Origin of the sequence: Blautia hansenii (assembly GCF_013304445.1) — a bacterium.
Taxonomy (GTDB): Bacteria; Bacillota; Clostridia; order Lachnospirales; family Lachnospiraceae; genus Blautia.
On the sequence record NZ_JAAITA010000020.1, the window covers coordinates 26,626 to 52,910 of the forward strand.

Sequence of the window (26,285 nt, forward strand, 5' to 3'; positions counted from 1 at the left end):
AACGGCTTTCATATTTTTTGATTCAATTATGACGTACTGTAAAACACATTTGATGAACGAACCTATGCTATACAGCTTTCAAACTTTCTCCTGGTTTTGTTGTCATCAGTTGGTACAACTTTGTATTCCTTGGGAATGTATTTTCAAATGGAACCAGATTTCCAGAACAGCGTATCAAACCACTTCCAGCTTTCACATTTGTGATATATCCTAACTGGTTGTCGGAAATGTTCAAAAGTCTTGCCAATTCTTCCCGGTCCGTACTTGCCTGGTTCAGCATAACTAAAAACTCACTGTTTGCGAGCATAAGTCTTGCCGTATCGGAACGTAGAACCTCATCTACATTCTGGCTCATGGCATTCACGAACCCATTATACTTTCGGATACGCTTCCATAACTTATAAAAAAATTCCGCACTGTATGGATAACGGAATAACAGATAAAACTCATCACAAAAGATCCAGGTCCGTTTTCCTTTTTTCCAGTTCTGGATCACACGGTTGAAAATGGCATCCAGTGTTACCAGCATGCCAAGGGGCATGAGCTGGGAACCCAGTTCCCGGATATCATAATCCATGATACGGTTCTTCGTATCCACATTTGTTTTATGCGCAAACGTGTTCAGACTTCCACTGGTAAATAATTCTGCTGATAAGGCAAGAGCTCTTGCTTCTGGCTCTTCCTGCAGCATCAGCTGTCGGTATAAGTCCTTTAAAGTCGGCACTTCCTTGGTATAACCGCTGCGGATATAATCACGATAAGTATCAGCTGTACAGCGGTCAATGATGGATTTATCCTTTGCGCCCAGATTGCCTGCCCCTATCAGCTGTTCAAAAACAGACAACAGAAATTCTGATTTTTCAATTAGTGGATTGGTATCATCCCCATAGCTGCTGTCCATATCCATAGCATTCAGATGCATTCCAGAAGTTGCTGATACTTTTACAACTTCTCCCCCTAATGCTACTGTCAGGTTTCCAAATTCGGATTCCGGATCTAGAATTAGGATGTCATCCTCCGTGGCAAGTGCTAATGCAACAATCTCTTCTTTGGCAGAAAAACTTTTTCCGGATCCACTGACTCCTAAGCGAAAACTGTTGCCATTCAGCAGTTTCTTCCGGTCCACAACGATCATATTTTTGCTGACCGCATTCTGCCCGTAATAAATCCCGCCTTCCTGCATAATCTCCTGGGTATGGAAAGGGATCAGCACAGCTGTGGACTCTGTGGTCAGGGTACGCAGAGCGTTGATCTTTCGTGGTCCAAAAGGCAGCGCCGTATGCAGACCGTCCATTTGCTGCCACCGCAGAGTGGACAGCTGACACAGATTTTTCCTCGCAATGGATTTCAAGGTTTCCGTATCTGAGTTCAACTCCTTATAACTGTCTGCCATATGCACAATGGTCAACACCCCGAACATCATTCTCTGGTCTCTGGTGGTCAGATCATTTAACATCTCCTTTGTTTCGGTTCTCTGCAACTCCATCTCATACGGAATGGTTGCAGAAAAGTTATTGTTTTCGTTCTGCCTTCTCTGCCAGTTGGTCACGTTCGTTTCTACACCAAGCAGTTTGTTTTGTATCTCACGGACTGCTTCATCCGTAGGGACTGGCAGGATATCAATTGACAGCATTAAGTTTCTGCTCAGATCACAGAGCTCCGATACCATGCTGTCCCGGACGTAAGTTGCATAATCCTGCATATATAAAACACGCCCATATCGCCCATCAATCTTAAAATGATCCTGCAAGAACTCCATAGAATCTGGTGCAAACCAGTCTTTAAAATCATGTCCTCTTTTTACAGCTTCCTTAAAATCAAACTCTGCTGTCGCAGAAACGTCTTCTTTAAAGAAATCACGGAAAATCTTCAGACGCTCTCCAGCATCCAGTTCTTCCCCAATGGAAGATAACTTCGCCAGATGTGTGGTGATATCCGTTCCAACACGTGCGAAATAGGTCCTTGCCTCATCAATGTTCTTCTTATGGACACTGATCGTCAGATAACGTTCCCGAAGAATACTGTTATTGGTATCACTGATCTTGGATAACAACATTTCGTTGTATTCTTTTCGGTATTCATCCAATTCGTCCTCTTTCATAGGGATCAGAATGGATTGTTCAAATTCTGCCTTATTGATGCGGCGGTTATTAATGGTAAGTTTGGCGGATGCGCCGGAGTCCAATGCATTTAAAAGCTCGGAATAATCCAGAAACATTTCTGTCTTATCCTCTTTGCTTGCAATGGAATAATTGATATCCGTAAAACGGAACGATTTTGAAAACAGCCTGCCGGACTGAAAGATGCCATCCGGCCAGATCCGCTGTATCGGGATTGCCTGCTGTACAGACTTCGGAATCATAAATTTCTCTTTTTCTAGTTTTAATGTACGATGCAGCGTTTTAATCAACCGCATCCCCCCTTCCTTTCTTTTTTCTATTTTTGCTTCTCTTTCGTTCTACCAGCTCCGTGCCATTTCTGCAGGAACGTGTTCCGATTTCTATTGTCTCTTCCAGACATTTCAGATAGAGATTCTCCGATTGAAACACCAGCTTTTTGGGGCATAAGATCTCTGATTTTAACCACACCCATACGAACTTTTCCAGTGTCATCTGGTGATAGCGGAAAAAACCACATCCCGCAAAAGGGGCTGCAGCAAAAACACTCAGCCATCCGGCAATCTCCGTTCCACAGGTATCTTTTGTCCCTAGATAAACACCTACTGCAGCAGCAATCGCCAATACAGAAAAGAAACACTGCCGCATGCTCAGTCCAAAGAAAAAGGACTCCTGAAATTCCTGGATCTCTTTGTTCATTTTTACTTCCATTTTGTCAATACAAATAACAGAAAATAAGCCAGGGGACGGCCTTTTCTGTCATAACTCCTTTCCTTTTGTATTCCCACATTTTACCGTTCCATTTGATTTCGTTTTTTCTTTTTCGGCACTTGGCTCTGTTCTTCAAGTTCTGGATGATCCTTATAAAAACGTTTCATTCCTTCTGGATCTAATTCCTCCAGCCGCTTAAGATCAAATGCCACTTTTGCATAGGTACAGAATCCAGAATGTCCTCGCTCTGGAAGAATTTTACCCAACTTATGTTTTTGAATAAATTTCAATTTTTCCTTACTCCCAAAGTCCTGGATAAAGGCCTCATGAACATCCGATCTCTCAAACGGTAAATTTACCGTCAGATCACTAAAAGATTCCCATACACCATCTTCCTTTGCCAGCATTCCAATATACAGACCTTTTCCTGTATAGTAAGTGCCTATCTCCAGTTTGATTTCTTCATGTCCCATTTCCCAATCATATCCTAAAATTGGTTGTTCTTTCATACTCCTGCCTCCTTACTTATAACCCCATGATTTCTTTTACAATCCGGTCCGCTGCCTTAATTGCCCCTACCAATACTAATAGGTTAAAGATCAGCTCTGCCACATAATTCCATACAATATTCACCGCAGATAAACTGCTGTCTGCGATTGCCGGCGGACTGGCAGCAAATACAGAAAAAATAATGCAGGCAAGTGCAATGATTGCTCCTTCCATACAAACCCCTGCATAGGAACGGACAAAGTTCTTCCCTATGTTCTGTGTAGGCTCTCCCGCAAAAGTCGCAATGGGAATGGGTGCTATGGCTGTGTACATATACAGCTTGAACATCCTTCCATACACGGTCAAGATCATAATAAATGACAAGACTGTAATAAACAGGCTGCCAAGCAGTGTAACAATCCAAAGAGGAATAGAATCTAATAATCCTACACTTTCAATCTTCTCCACCATTTCAGCCGGAAGTTCGATTACATCTGAATCCCCACCAAATCCTGAATTTTGCATGATTGTAGATACCATTCCCTGTATGACAGAAAAAAGTGCCATCATCAATTCCAGCCCATACCCTACTGCCCCTTTTGCCAGTGCAAATCGAATAAACAATTTCACCGCATGCTCTGGCTTTTTTACGTCCAGATAGCTGCTACAGGTTTTCACTACACTGATCGCAAAAAAAAGTACTAAAAGTCCATACCCGATTCCTTTTAGAGCATCATGAATGGTCAGCATCACACTCCAGATATCTCCGCCTTTAAAGGTTTCCGGGCTTTGCGTTAAAAGCTGCCAGATTTCTGACAGCTTAGAATTCCATGTTTCTAACGCATTGTTTAGATTTTGAACGATCCAGTTATCACTTTCCAAGTAGCATTTCACCTCCCTGTTGTTTCCATTTACAGACAGGGAGAACAGCACAGTGTCTGCTCTCCCGCTGTACTGCTGATATCAGATTACACCATGATCAAATCCAAAATCTCTTTTGCAAAGGTAATGATGACGCCGCCTGCTAAAGTCAAAAATCCATTTGCCCTCTGGCTTGGATCATGCGATTTTAAAGACAAGCCGATCTGCACCACACCAAATCCTAACAAGATCAAGCCAATCGCCCGGATCAAGGAAAAAATAAAATCAGACAAGTTATTCACCACTGCTAATGGATCTCCTGCAGCCAGAACAGGGGTTGTACACCACATCATGGCGAATACGATTACTGCATAGCTGACAAAAAATCGTTTTTGTACACCACTCATTCGCAAAGGCTTCGTCTTCGGATTCTTTTTCTTAAACAATTTCTGCATCATATGCACGATACACATTCCTCCCATCTAAAAAGGCTGCTCTTTGCCGAGGATGTCCTCTTCACAGAGCAGCTCATAATCATCTAAGCGTTCAATATCAATATTCAAATCATCATGTGACCTCGGAGCTTTCGCATAGTCATACGGAGGCGCACCGCCATCCTCTGTCCATTTCACATTTGGATGTTTCTTTAAATTATATTTGTCATCCAGCATGGGACGTTCCCCTCGGACAAACAGGATTGCTTTCCGGTTATCCAGTAAGCGGATCTCATCCGGTGTAAAGAGTTCCCGCCCTGTCTGCTGATAGTTCGTAGAATAACTTCCGTTTCGTCCTTTTGTCTGTCCATAAGTATTCGTATCTAAAGTTTCTTTTCCCAACAGTTCCGAAATATATTTATGTCCCTCTTTTTCGTTGCCTCCCAGATATAAAAATTCATCGCAATTACCTACCAAGCTTTCCCATGAGTCCTTAAACAGGGCTTTCATTTGCGCCATATTCTGGATGATGATACTGCAGGAAATTGCGCGTGACCGCATGGTAGCAAGGATCTTATCAAAATCATCCGGCAAGGCTACATTCGGCCACTCATCCATGATACAGTGGACGGGTACCGGCAATCTCCCTCCATATTTTCGGTCTGCTACATAATACAGTGTCTGGAACAGATTGCTATAAATCATACCTACCAGATAGTTCAAAGAAGTATCGGCATCGGGGATACAGCAGAACAACGCCACTTTCTTTTCTCCGATACTTGCCAGATCCAGCTCATCCGTACAGGTTAAGTTTGCAATCTCTTTCAGATTAAATGCAGCCAACCGGACACCAACAGAAATCAAGATAGACTTTGCTGTTTTTCCCGCTGCCTGCTTGTAAATCTGATACTGTTTCACCGCAATGCTGTCCGGCTTTCTCATTTCTAACCTTTCAAACAAAATGTCCAGAGGTGACTGATATTCCTCATCTTCTTCCTTAACCTGGGCACTACCTAACATCTCCATGATCATAGGGAAATTCTGCTCTTCCGGCGGTGCTTCATGTAACAGGTACAGCATCAGAGCCTGCAACAGCGCTGTTTCGCTCTTCTCCCAAAATGGATCCGATGCCTGTGAACCTTTTGGTGTTGTATTGCGGATCAGGTTGTTGATAAGTTTTAACACATCTTTGTCATCATGGACATAACAAAATGGATTATAACAAAAGGATGTATCCGGGTTGATCAGATCAAACACCCGTACCTCATATCCCATCCGTTCCAGCAGTCCTCCAGTCTTCCGGAGTAGCTCTCCTTTCGGATCCGTTACTACAATGGAACAGCCACCGCCTTTTTTCGACTCAGCCTGAGAGCATTGAAGAATATTAGGAACTGCATAGGTACGACTTTTTCCGGCTCCTGAGCCACCCGCCACCAAGACATTTAAGTTTCTCTGGTGCTTATAGACTTCCTGGCTCATGCGAAAGTTTTGTGTCAAAAGAAGATTATGGGTATACTCCTTGTCTGCATATCTCTTACAAATCTGATGGACGTCTCCCCAACGGGCGGAACCGTGTTCCACACCTCTTCTATAATTTTTCTGCTGAGAATAATAGATACAGATACCTGTGATATAGGCAAATGATAGAATCAAGATACACTTTCCCGTATATACGGTGTAGTGCAAAGAAAAAGGCTGGCGAAGAATCTGACTCAGCCTGTCTAAAATTTCAAATATATTTTCCCCTGGTTGAATCGCACAGGCAAGGGAAGCCCCCATCCACCAGACAATCGGAAGAAAAATCCCCCAGACAATCAAGTCTGCTTTTCTAAATGTTACCTCTGCATGTCATGCTCCTTTCTCTTATGCGGCTCTCCTATTTTATGGAACGAATCCACTTCTGGCAAAACCGCAAGGGAACTACCATTCTCCCAGTTCACATGGATCTGTCCGGCATCATCTACGTAACATACTTTTCCTTTTAATCCAGAGGGCATATTCCTTTCACCCTCCATCTCATCTAAGCAAATCTGCGTTCCTTCTGGATACATCTTTCGTATGCGTTCTACCTGTTTTCGATCTAATATCTGAATGATCACCCCTCCTTTTACCACGGGAAGTGCTTGGTCCTATGGGGTTTCATAACCTCCATGATAGCTGCTTCCACACCATCAGTATATTTTCCTTCCTCTAAACGCTGATTGCGGAGATCATTTAAGGCATGGCGAAGAACCCTCTGTTCATCAGAAGTGATTTCCATCCTCTTTTCTTTCAGATCAAAATCCCAGAGTTTTAAACCCATTTGTCTTGCCTCTTCTGATTCAGGTCCTTTTTTCCGGTAAAGACTCAGCAATGCATCTGACATCATATTTCTTCTGGTTTCTTTCATTTCGATATAATATTTTGTCATATATGACACCTGCCTTTCTTACACCAACCATATCACACACGTTCCGCAATAGCTATCACAAATCCAACTTTTACTGTGCTTTATCGCTCTGGTTCATTTTTACTCTTTTTCCCTTTGTCCGGAGATTTTTTCTCGCTTTCTCCTACTGTAAAGGTATCCTCTGTCACAAACTGCTGTTCCGGCTCCCGCAAATTCCGTTCGATATGACCACGGATTCCATAAGCTGCTGTCCGGACATCATTTAAGAATAGCCTTAACTCCTGTGGATCTTTCTGACCATGCTCCTGAATTCCTGCCACTTTCTCAAGATCAAAACCGGAGACATCCACACCATATCTTTTTCCTAATATGTATGTGGCACAAAATGCCTGTGCATTAACTCTATTTCTGGCATAGTTTCCATCATGCTGGTCTAGTGCTGCACAGGCAAGTTCTCGGTTAATAGCATGAAAAGTAGTAATCTCTGACATTCCGTTTCGTATGTAAATCGTCCTTTGATTTGGAATATATTGTGCCTGAATCTTATCCGGAAGATTATCCGCAATCTGCAGACGGATATTCTGATTTTTCAACACTGCTTCCAATAATGTGTGGATATCTCTCTGAGGACGTTCCTCTAACGGCCTTCCTTTGGTCTGCGTAATATCATAGCCCTTGCTGATCGCATAACCGGAACGCATTTCTCCATCCTTCTCATACTTTGTATCAATAATATAAGTATAACCATGTACTCCTGTTCTCAAGGAACGTCTGTCATGCTTCCACTCATCAAAAGATTTTACCAGCTTTACTTCGGGATTCTGGGAATATAAAAGCAAAAGGTTCGGAACCTTTGGCATATTATACTGCCCTGTCATAAAATCCAGAAACTTCTGCAAGGACGCTCCATCCTTGAACACCGACTGTGCCTGTCCATCGATCTGCATCCACGTTTCTTCCCGCTCCTGTTTCTTTAAAGCTGCATACTCTTCTTTCGATAACTTTTGCTCCGAGTTCTGATCCTCCACAGGATTCTGAATCATACCTGTTAAATCCATATAGCATTACCTCCCTTTTCCCTTTTTCTTGTATTTTCGCCCTTTCGTCTTTTGACGCTGTCTGCTTTGTTTCTGCCGATTCTTCTGTGCCTGCTCTTTTTTTATCTCTTTGATCTCTGCACGCACAGAGGGCTTTGCTCCATGTTCCCTATTTTTCTGACCGGAAGAAAAATCTCTGCTGGGCGAGGAAGTCCCGGACGGAAGCTTTTCTTCCTTCCCCTGCGTAAAATTTCCTTCTTCAAAGAACAAATCCCCAAAATCAAACTTCTGATCCGATTCATCAATTTCAAATTCAATGGTTCCTTCCGGCATAGATACTGTTTGGACTTTCTTTTCCTGTCCTTCTTTAGTGGTTCTTTCCAGTTCCATTCCCTTTGTTTCTTCTTTCTTGGGATCGCTTGTATCAAATTCCACTTTCCCGGATTCTGCTTTTACATAGTCAATATCCATGCGATCCAATACCCGGTTCATTTTGGCAGCGTCTTCTGCAAATACCATAATCTCGTTATTGATTGGTTTCTTTTTATCCTTAATGACGACATATAAAAGACCTCTTGCTTTTGCTTCTCTGGCAAATTCTTTCATACGGTCATCCGGCACGGTAAAAAATTTGGTCGGCCTTCGTTCTTTGATCATACGTACCATCTGTGTCTTTCCATAAGTCTTTTTCTGGTCTTTTAACACTGCTACGATGAAAACTGCCAGATTTTTTGCGATACTCCCGGAAATCCGAAGCGTATGTTCCATCCCTTCCATCGAATAACGAACAATCTGATCTGCCGCATCACCACCGTAATTCATACCGCTCACCTCCTCGATTTTTTACTTCACATAGGATTCCTTTATCTGCTCCTTCTTTCGTTGCATATTTTTCTCTGCCTGTTCCATCCTCTCCTTTGCCCGTTTCATCCGCTGCTCCATTTCTACGGAATACTGCTCAATCCGCAGCGACATCCGGATATCCTTGCGGATCTGTTTCATCTCTTCTGTAATCTTTCCAATCCGTTCACATCCGGGCTGGCTGCGATACAGTTGCCCGCGTTCCAATAGCAACTGTGCCATTTTTTCTTCCAGCGGGTGCCGGAATTCCTGCAGCTGTTCTAGGGTGGAAATGTCCTGTTTCTGAAGAAATTCTATCTGCGCAATCCGCTGATCCAGCCTGCGGATATCTTCCCGCACTTCATAAGGGATGCGCTTGGGTTTCTTTTGAAAAACACCCATCTGATACAAATAGGAATAATACAATGCCTGTAGTCCGGTCCGTTTCTTTCTTTGTTTTGACCATTGCAGATATACTTTTTCTGTCTCCCGAATCTTTGGTCTTAAGATCCACTCCCGGATTTCCATTTCTCCATATCCTTTTCCCAAAGATCGTAAGCGTACATATCGTTCCATTCCAGGAGCCTTTAGAGCAAGATATTTCCTATCTGTCCGCCATACATAACCTCTTGTTTCCATTTCTTTTACAAACTGAGTCCAGCTGTAGCTTGCTTTCACTGTCTCACGAATATCCGAACGGATGGCTGTCCGCCAGGTTGGTTTTCCCTCTTTCTCCGCTTTCCATTGTACATAATGTATCCCTTTTTTCTGATTTGTCTGGATTACGGACAACCCATATTTTCGGCAAAGTTCATCGGAAATCTTTCGAACCTCCATATAATAACTTTGTTCATTGCTATGATACTTATGCCCATCTTCCATAGACACGGAATTCCAGACCAGATGGTTATGGAAATGACTGGTATTTAAGTGAGTGGTGATAACCACTTCAAACTGTCCTCTCAGCAGACGCTCTGCCAGTTCCACTCCTATCAAATGTGCCAGTTCCGGACTAACCTCTCCCTCTGCGAAACTTTGTACCAGATGGAATCCCTGCACCTTGTCTGTTTTATGAAATCTTTTTTTCGTAGCAACCATATCCTGATATGCCTGATCTATGGTACAGCCAATGGCATCTTCAAAAAACACTTGCTCCGTTTTATCCCGGTTCAATGCATAATCGATTGCTTCTTCCAGAGAACCGGCCGTATTCCCTTTCTTTTGAGTCTTTTCTTTATCCCGGATATAGTCTACAGAACGGTCCAGGCGGTGAACGGGAATAATACTTGTATATGCAATAAGCCATCACCACATTTCCCTTACTTCTTCCCAGACTTTTCTGGATATCCTCAGCATTTCGTTGACACTCTCCTGACTGGCAGTTCCTGTTGCATTGGCAACGTGTGCCAGCTGATTCGCATTATTACACAATCCTGCAACTTTCCGCAGCAAATCTGCATGATGGGTACAAGGCTTTGCACGCACTTCCGCCCCTAAGATCAAGGTACGGAGATATTCTTCCCTGTTTAGCCCACTGACTGCAACCTGTGTCTCCAGATGTTTCATTTCTTTTGTATTCAGCCTTATAGGAATCACATGATTGCGTTTCCTCATTCAAACACCTTCCCCTCTAATGCTGATGTTTCTTTCTTCTTTTCAATATGTTCCATATCCTCATCTGCTTGTTTTCCTATCACCGTAAGGCACACAATTCCAACTCCACACATACCGCCAAACATTGCACCTATGATAAAATTCCACATATTTGATCTCCTCTCATGCTCTGTCACGGGGGATTGGGGTTCTCCCCAAAGGGCGTTTGGATATCCAAACGCTATGCTTGCAAAACAAGTCGCACCGCAAGTCTGTCTCCTTCCCCCCTCTGTCATTTACTTGGTTTCTTTGATCTGAATCAGTCCCTCTAAAGTCGTACAGATGATATGCAGTCGATCCGCAGTACTGATCTCTGTATTCATGTTTTCTGTCACTTCATTTCCGCAGACTACTACCATACGGCATCGTTTTAAAAGAAGCATGGACATCTGAGCCAGTCCCTGCTGATCTTCCGCATTGCTCTCATCCAGAAATGGCACAAATCCAAATCTGGGACAGATGGGGATATAACCCAGTTCATAAATCTTCCTGCAGTATTTCTGCACCTTTACTCTGCTGTCCTCTTCAGAGCAGCTCACATACGCAAACGCTCGATCCATATCTCATCTCCTTTCGGCAGGCATCCTTATGGATGCCCTAAGTTTCTATCACGAAAAAAACGGACATCCTATTGGACATCCACTTCTTCTTTCAATGCTTCTCTCACTCTTTCCGTTCCCAATTGGAAATACGCATCTGTCACTTCAATCCCCACTGCCTGGTATCCCTGCTGGGCAGCCGCAAGAATCGTAGTACCTGCTCCGGCAAAAGGATCTAAGATTCTTCCGCCTGGCTCGCATATCTGCACCACGTCCTTCATCAACTGCAGCGGTTTCTCTGTCACATGCACCCGGTTCTGGGGATTCCCATATCGGAACACACCTGGAAGACAGGAAACCGGACGGCTGATCGGCATAGGTCCGTTACTTCCCCATATGATAAACTCTGTCTGCTGACGGAACCTTCCCTTCTGTGGCCGGCTGTTTGTCTTATCCCAGACCGCTGTTCCTCTCCAGATCCACCCCGCCCATTGAAGAGCATCCGTCATCGATGGATACTGTCTCCAATCAATAAAAAGGCATATCGGAGCACCACTTTTACATGCTTTTCTCACATCATACAGCCACTCTGCCATCCAATGGGTCCAGGAACGCTGATCTTTCTGGTCGCCGTCAAAATCTGGCAGGGCTTTTTCCGGTGACATGCTGCTGTATTTCTGATTGGTTGTCCGGTTCCTTTCATTCTGCTTTGTACCGCCCGATGCGTAGGGCGGATCTGTGATCACTGCATCAAAAGTTCCCGGTTGAAACGCTTTTACTAATTTCAGTGTATCTCCGTGTAAGATCCTCCAGTTGTCTCCTCCTTCAGACTCCACAGGATACATTCCATCTTTCAATATTTCCCCTAACTGCAGGGTATGTTCCATAGGCATCATCCTTTCTCTTCAACGAATTAACCGCTTTTTCGAGTTTACTTTTCTCTTATCGCTCCCGATTTTTTTTCTTTTCATCGAGACAACGTTTCAATTTTTTATCTCTTCCACTGTACTCATAGACATGATCACTTAACATCTGCTGGATACCCATTTCACGGTTCCTTTGTTTCAACGCCTCTCTAAGATATCTTATCGGCGCATTCTCGGTTTTTCCTACAATCAAAACTTCATGGATATTAGCTGGGATCACATAAAAATCCATACCTGCCATTTTCCTTAATTGTTCTAACATTCCCGGATATGTGATGGTAGTCGCTCCATTTCTCCCTTCTCTGTTTGAAAGGATAAAGTAAGGGAATCTACCATTCGTATCTACTGGCATCACCACAGGAGGATTTATTTTTATCGTATTTTCCATCGCCTGCTTCATCATGGTGCTTTGACTCACGCCACAAACTTCCAATACATCCCTTCCCAGTCTTACCATAACTAACTGGTTCTTCTGTTCCAATCTAAGGTACAGAACCAATGCCCCCATAGGCTGCTTTTCAAAAATTCCATGAGATAAATGTTCTCCGTTGAACTCAGAACGTTCCAGTTCTACCACCAGCAGATCTTTTATGCAATCATAATCTCTGAAATCAATTCCTTGCGTACCATCTATCTCTGGGATCATCATAAATGCAGTATTTACTGTATCTTGTATAGTTTCTATAACTTCTTCTATACTTTTTTTGTTCTGTGAAAAATCCTGATACATCTCCTCCATAGAGATACCTGGTACAACTTCCTTGTCAGACTTATTGATGATCAACATCTCGCCAAGCCCGTACTCTGTTTGATCCACAATAGTGATTACATAACCTTCTTCTTGTGGCAGAATCCTTTTTGCCTGTTCCATGATCTGTTGTTTAAATACAGCATATTCCATAGGTTTACCTTTCCCTTTCTGTTTTCTTTTTTCCTTGTTTCTCCGGCTTTGGTTGATCCATGTCCCTGCTCAGTTCCGTTTCCACGTATTCGCTGATGATCGCAAGTGCCTGCTCATAACTTTGGGAAGACGTGACTCTGTCAAACATCTCTTTTGCGGCTTCTGGCTGTCCATTCTGTTTTAAAAGCCTGCTGGCATCACCTAAAATAGAAAAAACATTTCCATCATGTCCAAGCAGTTTTAACTTTGGTTTTACTGCACATTCCGGTTTTATCTGCTCCGGAATCTTGTGCAGGATATCCATCCGGAAATAGTCACTATTCCAGAAATGAACATTTAAAACACCATCTTCTACCGGAATATCCTGTTGTTCAAATCCTTCTCCCCAGCCATCGGAATATTGCCCAGTCAGATAAGTTTCCAGTCGATTCATTTCCCATCGATCTAAGGGCGCTTGGATGGTAACTTCCGCACATCCCATAAGTTCTCCAGCCTTTAAGACAACCGACAACTCCAGATTTGTAACTTTTTCTTTGACGGAATCCTTTTCATCGTAATATTCCATCAGATCTTCTCCTACATGATCCGCTCTCTCCTGCATCTTCTGTAGAATGTCTGCTCCATATACTGCCAGTGCACGGCCATCCATCACGTCATCCGGGTACATCCGGTCACTCTCGTTTTCATAAAATTCTGCCTGTAATGGTGATAATAAATATAGTTTTCGTTCCATAGAGACTCCTACCTTTCCATTCGATTTTTTTCTTTCTTTTCCCATGCTTCCTTTGACAGGTCTGCATAGTCTGCCCCTTCACGCTCCGGTAAGTTTATCAAAATCTCATATCTATCCCGATATGTTCTTTTCATAGTTTCACACGCATATCTGCCCGGTCCGTCATTATTGGTACAGATTTCAATCTGCGTAACCTCCGGATGGTTCTCCAGAAAATGTTCCAATGCCAGTGGCGGTTTTTCCTCTTTTTTTCGCCTGCCATCTTTTGGAGCATAAATCCCCCCAACGGACAAGCGATATTTATCTGTACGATTTCCCTCCAGCGTCATGTGTGCTAAGGTTTCGATTGCCGCTTCATATACCGCCACTCTGCAACACTTCCCACTTGGTGGAACACAAAAACTATATGCTTTATCACTTCCTGACTGTTCCATCTTAAAGGGTTTCCCCCGGTCATAGATTCCCCGCAGGAAAGCATACCGGGCTTGTCCTTTTTCATCCCTGCCAACAAAAACAACATTATGATATGGCAGGCTTTCATAGAGAATCCCTTGGTTCACACAGTACACAAAAGTTTCCCTGCTGATTCCCCTGTGTTTCAGATAATTCCAGATACGGTTCACATCCTTCGCACGTTCTGGAAGAGCAAATGGCTTCTTTGCCATTTCACGTTCCTGTATGTTAGGCGGTATATAAGATGGGTTCTGCTCCAGCAAAAAACCAACTGCATCCAGAAAAGACATCCCATTCACATGAACCAGGAAATTCAATGCACTGATTCCTCCGATATCCCTGGATTTCCAATGCCACTGGCTGGTGATCTCATTGATCTTGAAGCTGTCATGATCGGTCAGCTCATATTCATGTCGAAGCCCTCTGCATGGTTTCAGCCGCTGTGGTTCATATCGTTTTAAGTATTCAATCGCTGTCATTTCCCTAGCCTTTTCCAAATCTTCTTTTTCATACCACGGCATTACAATAGTGCTGACCGTAGTGCTTCTACCTTATCGGTACGTTCCCACGGAAACTCCTTTCTTCCAAAATGTCCAAACACCGCTGTTTGGCTATAGATTGGACGTTGCAGCTTGAAATGGTCTATGATCTGTTTTGGCGTCAAACCAAACACCAGCGGAATGGCTGCAGCCAGACAGTCATCCGCACACACAGTTCCAGTACCAAAAGTATCTACCTGCACCATCACAGGTTCTGCCACACCAATTGCATAAGCAAGCGAAACCAAACACTTTTCAGCCAATCCGGCAGCCACCATGTTTTTGGCAATATACCTTGCCATATATGCCCCTGAACGATCCACCTTTGTTGCGTCTTTTCCAGAAAAGGCACCGCCTCCATGTGGCGCTATGCTACCATAACAGTCCACCATTAATTTCCTTCCTGTCAGCCCCGTATCTGCATCCAGACCGCCCACCACAAATTTCCCTGACGGATTGATCAAAATCCTGGTATCCTCATCTGGTGGAAGCAGCCGCAGTGCCAGGCGTAACACTTTCTGCCGAATCTCCCGTTCCAGATCTTTTTGGGACTTTTCTTCAGCATGCTGGCAGGACACAATGACCGTATCCAAACGGACAGGTTTCCCATCTTCATATTCCACGGTTATCTGTGCTTTCCCATCTGGCAGTAATCCCCGGATATATTCACTGATCCTGCAAGCCGACAATTCCCGGACAATCCGATGTGCCAGTACCACGGGAAGTGGCAGAAATTGTTTCGTTTCACTGCATGCATACCCCGTCATGACTCCCTGATCTCCGGCTCCCATTTTCCATTCTTCGCCAGCTACATGCTGCTTTCTGGATTCCATGGAGTTTTGAACCCCCTGTGCGATATCCGGGCTTTGCTGATGGATCAAGGCATCAAAGAGGATTTCTCCTGCCTGGTATCCGACTTTTTCTACTACATCTTCAGCAACCGCCAAAACATCCGGCTCATACTTACTTGTAATTTCCCCGGCCAGAAGTACCGTTCCCTTTGTTGCAAATACCTCACAGGCTACTCTTGCTTCTGGATCCCCTTTCAAACACTCATCCAGGATACTATCTGCAATCAGATCACAGAGTTTATCCGGATGCCCTTCTGTTACAGATTCCGCTGTATAAAATCGTTTCATATCTTTTTTCTCCTTTCAGACAAAAACAGCAGGAACACGATACTTACCGCATTCCTGCTGTTTATTTTTCTCTTTTTTACCCTGCCTTTTTACAGGCTGGATTTATGCTGTTTGTTTTTTCCGTTCTACTTTTATGACACGGATAAATTTCCCCATCAAAGGGAAATAAGTCACCAGAAAAACGAGAAGTGACCCCAGAAACGGAATCTTCCTTTTCTCCTTTGGAACACTCAACCCAATCATGACTCCGATGGCACATAAGCAGAACTTAACGAGTGCCAGATCCTTCCACGTACAGTTCTTAATATATGCGTCAGCATAAGAAAATAGAGACTTCACGAACATTCCCCCTTGCATTTTCACACAGAATTTCCTAGTTAATTTCATTATATTCCGTCTGCCTCGCCAGTACAAGAATTCCCATCTTTAAATCTCTTTTTTCTACCCTACATCAGGAGGATCCTGGCGCTTTCCTGCATGTAAGAACAGACTACACACAGGAAGGCTCGTCAACACCCTGTTGCAATTCTCCTTGTTTTGAACACTTCCAGCTGGAAGAGAGGATGAGAGATCATGGATTTCGAACACTTCTCGGACACCTTTCTTTTCCAGCCGGTTTTCCTATTTTCCCGGCTGTTTTGAAATACCACTATTATTTAGTTTTCTTCTTTTTCATCTGTTTCCTGCTTTTTCTTGCGATAAACAAAGCATCCAATCAGTATTCCTGTACAAACCGCACAAATACCAAGAAGCAGCATTGGTGATACCGTATCATCCCCTGTTTTTGGAGCATCTGTTGGGATTCTCTGATTGGTCACATCCAGCTCCACTAAAATCTCTCCATCCTTTTCCCCTTCTAAATCAAAGGTAACCGGATGTGGCCTGGAATCCAGCTGGTATCCCTCTGGAGCCTTTGTTTCCACAACTTCATACTGGAACAGTTCTTTGATTCCTTTCTCGTTATAACTTCCGATCAGCAGTTCTTCACTTTCTGCCTGCCCGTTCTGGTCTGTCTTAAGAACTCCGGCCACTTCATTGGTCGTTTTATTCCGGATTTCAAATTCTGCACCTGCAAGGGCATCTCCGCTTTGAAGGTCTGTTTTCCTTAAGAAGATTTTTCCATAGACAAATTCATTTTTCATGGATACCTTCTGTACTTCACCCGTATCCTCTAAAGTAAACTTCACATCCTCCGCCAGCGTGTATCCAGAAATTGTCTGGGTTTCACGGAGCGTCAGTTCTTCTCCCACTGGCAGATATTCAATCGGATGTTCTGTTCCATCGGAAATCCATTCATCCAGCACTTCTTCTTTGCTGTTTAATACCTGAAGTTTCACACCTACAAGCTCGGTATCTCCAGTAATATCCGTTTTGCTGATATCCACTTTTGAAAAATCATCCTTCATTTCCACTTTTGTGATCGTTCCATCTTCTTTAACCTCAAAAGACACATCCTCTGCACTTACATATCCATCCTCTAACGGTGGAAGTTCTTCATGAAGGATATAGTTTCCCGCCGGAAGTGCATATTCCAGATGTTCTTCCTTGGTTGTGATCCATTCACGGACAACGGTTCCTTCTTCATCCAGAATCTGCAGTTTTGCACCTTCTACCGGTTCACCGGTTACAATATCTGTCTTTGTAAAATAGCTTTCTGTCGGCTGGTTCTCTACTTCCTTTTCCAGAAGGATAGCCGGAAGATTCTGGTCTTCATACGTTGCATCAATTTCCCAGATTTCATCATTTGGCAGATATCCCGGCAGATGCTGGTCTTCTTTTACATAATAATGTCCATGCCACAGGTCACTTTCAAAGGTAAGTCTGCCTTCCTGATCTGTCGCTTTTGTTTCAAGCAGCGTATCTTTTTCCACCACAACCTTGCCCTGCGTATTTTTGATATCTTCCCCGGCATACAAACCAAACACCACACCCTCCAGTGCTTCTTTGGTTACGGAATTTTTCTTCTCCACAGAAATTTGGATTTTCTGCCGCTCATTCTTATAAGTAACACCTTCATAAACAACGGATACTGTGTCATCTTCTGCAGAAAGTGTGAACTCCTTCTGTTCAGGATTTAAGACAAAATGGTCACCAGCTGTCGTTTCTTTTAAATAATAACTTCCTAATGGCAACTCTCCTATTTCCGCTTTCCCATCTTCATCTGTAGTCAGCGTTGCCACAAGTGCATCTTTTTCATAACGGATGATGCGGTTTCCATTCTCATCTACAGCTCCGTCTGGCGTATAGATGGTTTCTTTCGCATGAAGTTCAAAAACAGCTCCTTCCACACCGGATTCCTCATAGATAAACTTCTTTTCCAGTCCAGATTCAACTGAAACTTCCCCCATAACCATATCTTTCAATGTTACAAAGAATTTTTTTGCTTTTTCCAGCAGGTTCTCATCTTTGACTGTTTTTAGCTGTTCTCCTACTTTTTGCAAAGTAAGATGACCTGTCTGCACCTCATTATACTGTACGACTTCCACAATATAAGCGCCTGTATCCGGATCGATCTGATGAGGCGTGTCAGAATTAATCACAATTTCAATAGCCTTTGTTTGTTCTTCCTCATACCCTTGTCTCACATATCCATCCGGTGCCTGGATTTCTTCAATCCGATAATGCCCTGCCTTTAATTCTTCTGGCAGGATCAGATATCCGTCTGCATTAGTGGAAAACTCAGAGATTTTCTCTTTCTCTGGATAATATACCATTTGTTCCACATATGCTTTTTTCTCAAAATCCCAAATCTTATAAGTTGCAGAATTATTTAATACATTATGGTCTGTTTCCGCATCTTTCTTTATGATCTTCAGCATGAATTCAAATGGGCGGTCATCAAAGACTCTCCATTCCTGCGGATCTCTGCTGTCTTCGTTTACAGTTACCAAAAACGGATGGACTTGTTTCAGATTTTCCGGTGTTTTGGTCTCTGCAACCACATACTGTCCATATGGAAGTTCCACGCTCTTGGCATATCCTTTTTTATCTGTTACAAGGACAGGTACTTCTATTTCTTTCCCATCCTCATATGTGACTGCCACTTCTTCGTCTGTAAAATCATAACCAATAAAATCTTCCGGGGTAAATTCAGAACCATTTCCCGGTTTTAAGGTACCGTCTTTTACTTTGGAGAGATTGCTGACCAGATATATGGTAAATTCTGCTCCCTCCACTAAATCTGTCTCCGTCTGATCTCCATCCTCTGAAATCTTAATGATCTGAAACGCCTGTTTCTTAACTTTTTCCTTGACAGTCAGCGCCTTTACTACAATCGGTTTTTCCTGTCCTTCATAAATAAGCGTTGCATCATATTCCGTTTCGTCCAGAAGGTATCCTTCTGGTGCAGCGATTTCTTTCACATACATTGCTCCAAGGTATACATTCTCAAATACGATTTCTCCGCTCTTTCCAAAGGTTTTTTCCTGAATCAGGCTTCCTGCTTTGTATAAAACTCCAGTTCCATCTGGTTTCTGGATATCTTCTTTCGCATACAGCCCGTAAACAGCACCGTCCAGTTTTGCATCTCCCTGCGGAAGGAAATCTCCCGTATCCACGTCCTGTTTCTTCACCGTGATCTTGCCTTTTACCGAGGTATTTACTGCTTCTACCTCTACACTTGATCCAGCGGACACATGAACCGGATATACAGTCTTATTGATTGCATATCCATTAGGCGCTGTGATCTCTTTTACATAAACAGTTTCTAATGCTGCATCAAAATAGTCACTGTAACTGATACCGTCTTCACCTGTCATAGCAATGGTCAACAGCTGGTCCGTACAGGTACTGTTTTTATAAACGCCATAGACTGCACCATCTAACGGGTTCCCTGTCTCCGCATCCTTTTTCAGAATCTTAACTCTGGCAAGATTTAGCCACTGGATATCAAAAGATACCGGAGCTGCTTTTTCAGAGATAAATGCTCCGATATCCTGATTGTTTCCTCCGGTGGAAGTTAAAACCAATGTTTTCCAGCTCTCACGGACAGAACCATAAAGCTGCCCGCTTTCCCATTTCCCAGTTACCGTAAGAGGTGCCTGCAGATAGAACGTATCTCCCCCATAAACTTCCAGATTTCCGCCGCTTACATTTGTTCCTTTTGACTTGTTATATCCGGTTACACCCTGTGGAACAGGAATGGTAATCTTATTCCGATGGTCACCGTTCAATGTAATATCTGGTGTTTTCTGGATATCACCTTCTCTTACTGCAGTCACATTTGCATTGGAAAAAGACAGCTCACCTTTTGGCGGCTCTTCCATGCCAAATAAGTGATTGATATAAGCAATCACACCTGCATTGACCAGGTTTTCATACGGGCATCCTGTAAATGCCAGATCCCCACAATAGGCATAAGATGCTGCAAGATGGGTATAAACATACTTTTCGTCATCACTTTTCCCAGACAGGTAACTGCCTGTGATATCTCCGGCTCCGCCATACCCATAATAAAGAACTTTCTGAAGATTCTTATTACTTTCCAGAATATCCGCAACATAGTCACCAGTAGGCGGTGATGCACGGTGGGATTCCAGACAGTACGCCAGTTTTCCATTCACCGTAAATAAACAGGTCAGATAATTACCTAAATAATCCGGATAGTAAATGGTCCGTCCTTTATTCAGATGGACTGTTTCACTTTTTCCCATACCATCTGCAGCAGAAAGCATCATCACATTTCCCTCTTCAATATCTCTTTCCAGCTCTGCAAGGACATCCGGGGTATCTTCCGGCTGGGAACTGGTAATCTCTACAGGAAGAGGCTGCTCCGAATCTTCCTCAGAAGACGTATCTTCCTTCTGTTTCTCCCCGCCATTGGATTCCGAGTGTGCCAGCCCTTCCGTATCGGTCAATGTGATGGTCCGTCCAATCATATATGGCTCACTTCCATCTTTTGGGGTAACCAGATACTGTGCGTAATAAACACCTGGGTTTTCCGGCTGGAAAGAGCCTCCATCCTGATCTTTGATTTCAGACAGCAGTACACTCTCCCGCTCCGGGTCATAAGAAATCCCTTCCATAGAAGTTTCTACCCGGAACTCTTTATCTGAGACATCTTTTACAATATCTTCTGCTCTTACCTTCTCTTCCGTCTGTTCCTCAAATACCTGCGTTTCCGTTTCTACTTTTGTCTCCGGCTGTTCCGCCGCAGCATAAACGGATGAAGAAATCATCGAACTCATTCCCATACTAAAAGCCATGACAAATGCCATGGCTCTGGTTTTCCATTTTCCTTTCATAATCATTCTTTCTCCTTTATCCTTATCGTCCCACTTCTCGACCATGAGACTCTTTTTTCTTCTCTTGCTTCTTCATTTCTTTTCTGGTCGCATGGACAGCTTTTTGAATCTCATTTTCCGATAATCCATTCTGCCTGCATCCTTCCAGAATCCCTTCCAGATATAATTTGCCCGGAAGTGCCGGTTGGCTCTGGTAGGGTTCATTCATAATATATACAGCTGCATAAAGTTCCTGCCCATCTTCACACTGCACAAGAATATCCTGTTTTCCATACAGATATGGATATCCTTCATAGTAATCCAGGCTTTTTTCGCATTTTTCTGTAATACTCCATAACACACCCGATACCTGTTCCCCTTGCTCCGGCAGGATACTGGCTACTCCATTTCCCCTGCTATTCCCCCGGAATGCCAAGCGGTAATCTTTCACCATTACATTTCCTATTACTTCTGCATCCGGGCATCGAAATTCCATTTGATCCAGATTCATGTTACTTCCATACGCAAAATACAAACGTTCTTTGATAACTTTCCCTCCTTTATCGCTCTTCCTGCTTTCTCTTCAGACATTCATAGGTGTTCTTGTCATATCTCCATGCTTTGTCCCCTTCCAGATGATCCAATAAGTGTTTCCGCACATTCTTATATTCTGGTCCGATCAGGCCAAGCCGAAGAAGAAAGGTCCGAAAAGTAAAACAGGGGTTTTCAGAAATCTCCGTCTTTCTCATATGGGTACATTTCTGATTGATAGCTTGAGCAGAAATTGCTAAAGCAAGGGTGATATTTGCACGTACTTTTCCTGCATGGAGGGTACTGTTAAAACACCGCCATTCCACCGTTCCCTTATCAAACACAGCATGCAGGTTCAGCGCATAGTACCTGGTATCATCATAGTGACTATGCGATCTTCCTCCCATTCTTCTTTCCTCATACCACAGCTGACGAAATTTATCCATGGACATATTCCCGGAAGGCATTTTCCGGATATCTTCCAGCACATTTTCACGGACTTTTTTACACCATTGTTCCACCCGGCTGGGATTTACCTGCAGTGCTTTAAATAAAATATCTTCTTTGGAATACATGATCGTGAGCGCATTCTTTAAGCTTCGTGGTGTATGATTGGAGGCATCCACATGAACATGCATTCCACAGGAGGAATTGACTTTTCCCCCATGGCTTCTTAAACAGCGCACAACCTGTTGCAGTTTTTCCATTTCGCCATATTCCAGTTTCGGACTGACCATTTCTGTGCTGTACTCACTATCTGCATAAACATAACGGTTTCCATTTCTTCGCTGTGTATGGATGCTCCCATCGTAGGTAAACTTCCACTCTTTTCCTTCCAGATCTCTGACTCCCCAAGTACTGTAATAGGTTCCAATATAATATGGCTGTGTTCCAAACAATTCTCCTACTGCGTTTGCTGCCTCTTCTCTGGTAATCCCCGTCATTTCTATTTCGGTTCCAAAGTATTGTTCTTTCAAATCCATCCTGACACCACCTTACTGCAGAATATGGATACCGGAATGTACCTGAAACAAGCGTCTTCCTATGGCTTCGATCACATTAACGGTTACCCCGTTTCCTGCCTGCTTATATGCCTGTGCATCAGAATTAAGTTCCAAAATCTTGTCGATCTGTTCCTCATAATATCCCTGTAATCTCAGGCATTCCCGTGGTGTCAGTCTCCGGATTCTTCCTTCATAACACACCCCATGCCGGTCCTGTGCAGTTAAAGTGAACATTTCTTCCTCTGGTGCTTTCATCCTACGTCCCTGTTGACGGATATTTTTCCTTTCGGGTGTCAAAACAGCTCTTGGTCCCTCTTCTTCCAATGCTCCGGAGCGTTCCCCTAGATGTTTGTCACTAAGGCTATTCTGCCTTGTTGTGATACAGCGTGCCACTTCGGTTACACGCAGTCTGGAATCCAGATCTACAAAATGCACGGTTCCCTGGGTACTGCCCGTTGTCAGCGTATGGGCAACCTGATGCCCCACTCTTCCCCGTCGGGTATTCATCCCGGCATATCCCAGATCAATGCTGTCGCCTTCATATGCCATCTTATAACCTTTTTTGGTATTTTCCTTAATGGGTACTCCAACATCATAAAGCCCTGTTTTTCCTCCCATCCCTCCTGCAGTGGAAGTGATAGTACAGCTTAATCCGTCTTTGGAATAAACTCTGCTCCCTTGGCAGCCTGGGACGATTTGAACAAGAGCCTTCTTGTTTGCTCCGGTGAAAGGTAATATTTTTCCGGCACATCTTTCATCAAGATATCCGATAAGATACACTCTTTTTCTGGACTGAGGGACTCCGAAATCCTTGCTGTTAAGCACTTGCCATTCCACATGATACCCCAGTTCATAAAGCGTATATAAGATGGTGTTAAACGTCGCGCCTTTGTTATGCGATAACAATCCGGGTACATTTTCAAGTAAAAGATACGGAGGTCGTCTTGCTTTAACCAGTCTGGCAATTTCAAAGAATAAAGTTCCTCTGGCATCTTCAAAACCTTGTCTTTTTCCAGCAACTGAAAAAGCCTGGCACGGAAATCCTCCGCACAAGAGATCAAACTCTGGTAGTTCTTCTGGTCGTATTTTTTTTGCGTCATTACAAAACCACTCTCCTTCTGTGTTAAAAATTGCTCGATAACTTCGGTCTGCATACTTATCGATTTCGCAATGTCCAACACAGGAAAAACCACCAGCCCTGTTGAGCCCTTCCCGAAATCCCCCTATACCGCTGAACATATCAAAAAATCGAATATTTTTTCTGACCACTCCCTTCAATCGAGTAGAAGGCTAACCATTAGTTGATTAGCCGACCTCTCACACCACCGTGCGTACCGTTCGGTACACGGCGGTTCTTTAGTTTTCGTAGACTACTAGATAATAGTCAAGCATGGATGTATATCCTAACTTGGCTATTATTTTATTCGAAAAGATTTGGTTCAAGACTTTCGCCATTCTCCAATAGCCTTTTCTACTGTTGGCTAATTCCTTGGCTTTCCAATCCTCTAATCCTAGTGCTTTCAGCATTCGGCACTTTGTTTTGATTTTCTTCCACTGTTTCCAATAGACCGCTCTGATTCTGCGTCTTGCCCATTCGTCCGTTTTCTGGAGAAGTTTCTTCATGTCTGCAAGTCTAAAATATTCTACCCATCCTCGCACATACTCTTGATACTTCTTTTCTCGCACTTCATTGCTTATCCCTTTGTTCCTGTCAGTAAGTTCTCTGATTCTATTCTTCATCTTTGCTACTGACTTCGGGTGTACTCTAAATCTGCATTTACCTTTATGTCTATAAAAGCTATATCCGAGGTATTTGACTGTGCTGATATGAGCCACCTCTGTTTTCTTCCGATTTACTTTAAGAAATAGTTTCTTTTCAATAAATGGAATGATGTTCTTCAAGGTTCTTTCTGCGCTTTTTCTGCTCTTGCAGAAAATCATACAATCGTCTGCGTATCGGACAAATCTATGTCCTCTATTCTCCAGTTCCTTATCCAACTCATTTAGCATTACATTACTAAGCAATGGGCTAAGCGGACCGCCTTGTGGCATTCCAACCTCTGTACGTTCAAACATTCCTTTTGCGATTACTCCCGCATTCAGATATTTGTGTATCAAGGATATAACTCTGCCATCTTTGATGGTTCTTGACAATACTTCTATCAGCTTATTCTGGCATACTGTGTCGAAGAACTTTTCCAAGTCCATATCTACCACATATACATAGCCATCATTTACGTTCTTTTGGCATTGTCTGAGAGCATCGTGTGCTCCTCGCTTTGGTCTGAAACCGAAACTATTTTCTGAGAATTGCTCCTCATAGATTGGCGATAATTCCTGTGCTATTGCCTGTTGAATAACTCTATCAACAACAGTAGGAACTCCTAACTTTCGAAATTCGCCTTTTGTTTCCTTGGGTATTTCTACCCTTCGAACTGGGTTAGGCTTATACTTTCCTTCCCTTATCTCTTGGATTAAGGAATCTTGGTTTTCTCTAAGGAAGGGCAGAAGTTCATCCACCTGCATACCATCGATTCCACCTTTTCCTTTGTTTTTCTTGACTTGTTTATAGGCATTGTTTAGATTGCCTTTTCGCAAAATCAAATCCAAAAGATTGTTCGTCCAATAGTCTGTGATGACACCGCTCTTTTCAGCAATCTTAGAGTAGTCGAACACTTCTGCATACTCTTTCTGTTCCGCAGATACCATTTGCAGATAGTCTTCCATATGAAGTTGTCTGTTCTTAAATCTACTTTCAGTTACATTCATTGCTTGTGTCTCCTAAAGTTCAGCCCTTCGCCAGTGTTTGCAACCACTGGTTTACTATGGCTTCTGCTGACTTCTCACCATTCGTTGTTACTGACGGATTTCATACTCTGTTTTCATCCGCTGACGAGACCTCCCTTGGTACCACACGTTTCTTTCTCTCCATATATCTGCCACATTTACTACTGTTAATTCCGAGTAGTTATTGGACTTTAGTTTGTCGTGCAACCTTATCCTTAACTGTAGCCTGATGTGATTTCTGTTCGTCAGACCAGAGATTTGCCTCCACCTTCCTTCAGATTCCCCTCACGTTAATCATAGTAACTCTATGAATAGGACACCCTTGGTCTTGGCTATATCCTTCCCACTACTAGGGTGGATTAGGGACTTTCACCCATTAGAAACGTGCGCCGCAAGGCGCACACGAAAAAAAGTACGGGCATACCCGCACTTTTTATACAGTTTCCTTATTTATTCTGTTTCTTCCTCTGATTCTGCCTCTTGCAGACGCTCTTCATTCTCTAATTCCAATTCTTCAGGCTGTGTTACATGAAGTTCCGGTTCATCCTCATCTTGTTTTTCCAGTTCATCCGCTGCATCCAGTGCCTGGGTGATAATTTCGATCAGATAGTCTTTCTGAGTGAAACGCCCGCGTCTTTGGCGTTTCTCCTTTTCTACTCTCTCTTTTAAGCGGTTGAATAATTCCTCGGATACTTGTACTGCCAATGTTTTTGCTTCCATCTTTTCCACTCCTTTTTTCATAAAATGCTCTTCGATAACCTTTTGTAAAAACTGAGGAATTGTCATTTCTGTTCCTTCCAGTTCTTCCCTGACCTTTTCATGTAATTCTACTGGTATCTTGCCACAGATGTTTTTGGTTTCCATAGAAGTCTTTCTCCTTTCTTTTTGTTACAACCAACATACTCCAAAGGTCATCACAAAGCTAAGTCAGCAACCACCAGTTCAACTGGTGGTTTGATATTAGCCCTCAAAAGGGCTTT

The 26,285-nt window shown here is 43.2% G+C and carries 25 protein-coding genes; all 25 read right to left on the reverse strand.

Going from position 1 to position 26,285, the window contains the following annotated elements; all coding sequences use genetic code 11:
- Positions 1-67 precede the first annotated feature (67 nt).
- On the reverse strand, positions 68-2,416 hold the full coding sequence (locus G5A70_RS12570; RefSeq protein WP_004613132.1) for a VirB4-like conjugal transfer ATPase, CD1110 family: 2,349 nt from the start codon (positions 2,414-2,416) through the stop codon (positions 68-70).
- On the reverse strand, positions 2,403-2,828 hold the full coding sequence (locus G5A70_RS12575) for a PrgI family protein (RefSeq protein WP_004613133.1): 426 nt from the start codon (positions 2,826-2,828) through the stop codon (positions 2,403-2,405). The genes G5A70_RS12570 and G5A70_RS12575 overlap by 14 nt, the downstream gene beginning before the upstream one ends.
- Positions 2,829-2,908: 80 nt before the next feature.
- Positions 2,909-3,337: a DUF4313 domain-containing protein gene (locus G5A70_RS12580; RefSeq protein ID WP_004613134.1), complete on the reverse strand. Its 429-nt coding sequence runs from the start codon at positions 3,335-3,337 to the stop codon at positions 2,909-2,911.
- A 16-nt stretch (positions 3,338-3,353) separates the two neighbouring features.
- A complete protein-coding gene (locus G5A70_RS12585; RefSeq protein ID WP_028087971.1) occupies positions 3,354-4,199 on the reverse strand; it encodes a hypothetical protein in 846 nt (281 codons plus the stop codon).
- Between the two features lie 86 nt (positions 4,200-4,285).
- The gene (locus tag G5A70_RS12590) at positions 4,286-4,660 is read right to left on the reverse strand and encodes a hypothetical protein (protein ID WP_004613138.1); all 375 of its coding nucleotides are present in this window, start codon (positions 4,658-4,660) and stop codon (positions 4,286-4,288) included.
- Positions 4,661-6,430, reverse strand: coding sequence for a VirD4-like conjugal transfer protein, CD1115 family (locus G5A70_RS12595; RefSeq protein WP_330605646.1), 1,770 nt, complete (start codon positions 6,428-6,430; stop codon positions 4,661-4,663).
- Between the two features lie 17 nt (positions 6,431-6,447).
- The gene (locus G5A70_RS12600) at positions 6,448-6,726 is read right to left on the reverse strand and encodes a DUF4314 domain-containing protein (protein WP_004613140.1); all 279 of its coding nucleotides are present in this window, start codon (positions 6,724-6,726) and stop codon (positions 6,448-6,450) included.
- Positions 6,720-7,022, reverse strand: coding sequence for a hypothetical protein (locus tag G5A70_RS12605; RefSeq protein ID WP_004613141.1), 303 nt, complete (start codon positions 7,020-7,022; stop codon positions 6,720-6,722). Before G5A70_RS12605 ends, G5A70_RS12600 begins: the two co-directional genes overlap by 7 nt.
- 80 nt (positions 7,023-7,102) lie before the next feature.
- On the reverse strand, positions 7,103-8,059 hold the full coding sequence (locus tag G5A70_RS12610; RefSeq protein ID WP_004613142.1) for a hypothetical protein: 957 nt from the start codon (positions 8,057-8,059) through the stop codon (positions 7,103-7,105).
- A gap of 6 nt (positions 8,060-8,065) precedes the next feature.
- Positions 8,066-8,860, reverse strand: coding sequence for a PcfB family protein (locus tag G5A70_RS12615; RefSeq protein WP_004613143.1), 795 nt, complete (start codon positions 8,858-8,860; stop codon positions 8,066-8,068).
- Between the two features lie 21 nt (positions 8,861-8,881).
- Positions 8,882-10,177 carry a relaxase/mobilization nuclease domain-containing protein gene (locus tag G5A70_RS12620; RefSeq protein ID WP_028087629.1) on the reverse strand — a complete coding sequence of 432 codons (1,296 nt, stop codon included), beginning with the start codon at positions 10,175-10,177 and terminating at the stop codon, positions 8,882-8,884.
- Between the two features lie 6 nt (positions 10,178-10,183).
- Positions 10,184-10,492, reverse strand: a complete 309-nt coding sequence (locus tag G5A70_RS12625) for a plasmid mobilization protein (protein WP_004613145.1) — start codon at positions 10,490-10,492, stop codon at positions 10,184-10,186.
- A complete protein-coding gene (locus tag G5A70_RS12630) occupies positions 10,489-10,641 on the reverse strand; it encodes a DUF3789 domain-containing protein (protein ID WP_118113882.1) in 153 nt (50 codons plus the stop codon). The genes G5A70_RS12625 and G5A70_RS12630 overlap by 4 nt, the downstream gene beginning before the upstream one ends.
- A 126-nt stretch (positions 10,642-10,767) precedes the next feature.
- On the reverse strand, positions 10,768-11,091 hold the full coding sequence (locus tag G5A70_RS12635) for a hypothetical protein (RefSeq protein ID WP_004613147.1): 324 nt from the start codon (positions 11,089-11,091) through the stop codon (positions 10,768-10,770).
- A 68-nt stretch (positions 11,092-11,159) separates the two neighbouring features.
- A complete protein-coding gene (locus tag G5A70_RS12640; RefSeq protein WP_028087628.1) occupies positions 11,160-11,957 on the reverse strand; it encodes a DNA-methyltransferase in 798 nt (265 codons plus the stop codon).
- Positions 11,958-12,012: 55 nt separating this feature from the next.
- Positions 12,013-12,897: a DUF5688 family protein gene (locus tag G5A70_RS12645; protein WP_004613149.1), complete on the reverse strand. Its 885-nt coding sequence runs from the start codon at positions 12,895-12,897 to the stop codon at positions 12,013-12,015.
- A 4-nt stretch (positions 12,898-12,901) separates the two neighbouring features.
- Complete coding sequence (locus G5A70_RS12650) at positions 12,902-13,630, reverse strand: hypothetical protein (protein WP_028087627.1); 729 nt, start codon at positions 13,628-13,630, stop codon at positions 12,902-12,904.
- An 8-nt stretch (positions 13,631-13,638) separates the two neighbouring features.
- Positions 13,639-14,604, reverse strand: coding sequence for a DUF3991 domain-containing protein (locus G5A70_RS12655; RefSeq protein WP_004613151.1), 966 nt, complete (start codon positions 14,602-14,604; stop codon positions 13,639-13,641).
- Positions 14,604-15,761 (reverse strand): methionine adenosyltransferase, encoded by a 1,158-nt coding sequence (gene metK / locus G5A70_RS12660; protein ID WP_004613152.1) that lies wholly within the window; start codon positions 15,759-15,761, stop codon positions 14,604-14,606. The genes G5A70_RS12655 and metK overlap by 1 nt, the downstream gene beginning before the upstream one ends.
- A gap of 656 nt (positions 15,762-16,417) precedes the next feature.
- The gene (locus G5A70_RS12665) at positions 16,418-21,004 is read right to left on the reverse strand and encodes a SpaA isopeptide-forming pilin-related protein (protein WP_226853707.1); all 4,587 of its coding nucleotides are present in this window, start codon (positions 21,002-21,004) and stop codon (positions 16,418-16,420) included.
- A 22-nt stretch (positions 21,005-21,026) separates the two neighbouring features.
- Complete coding sequence (locus G5A70_RS12670; RefSeq protein ID WP_028087625.1) at positions 21,027-21,530, reverse strand: gamma-glutamylcyclotransferase family protein; 504 nt, start codon at positions 21,528-21,530, stop codon at positions 21,027-21,029.
- Between the two features lie 13 nt (positions 21,531-21,543).
- On the reverse strand, positions 21,544-22,497 hold the full coding sequence (locus G5A70_RS12675; protein ID WP_004613156.1) for an amidoligase family protein: 954 nt from the start codon (positions 22,495-22,497) through the stop codon (positions 21,544-21,546).
- Positions 22,498-22,509: 12 nt separating this feature from the next.
- Complete coding sequence (gene dcm, locus G5A70_RS12680; RefSeq protein WP_179962290.1) at positions 22,510-23,757, reverse strand: DNA (cytosine-5-)-methyltransferase; 1,248 nt, start codon at positions 23,755-23,757, stop codon at positions 22,510-22,512.
- 117 nt (positions 23,758-23,874) lie between these two features.
- Entirely contained in the window at positions 23,875-25,287 is a 1,413-nt protein-coding gene (gene ltrA / locus G5A70_RS12685; RefSeq protein WP_173749961.1) for a group II intron reverse transcriptase/maturase, read from the reverse strand.
- Between the two features lie 468 nt (positions 25,288-25,755).
- On the reverse strand, positions 25,756-26,169 hold the full coding sequence (locus G5A70_RS12690) for a hypothetical protein (RefSeq protein ID WP_004613159.1): 414 nt from the start codon (positions 26,167-26,169) through the stop codon (positions 25,756-25,758).
- Positions 26,170-26,285: the final 116 nt, after the last annotated feature.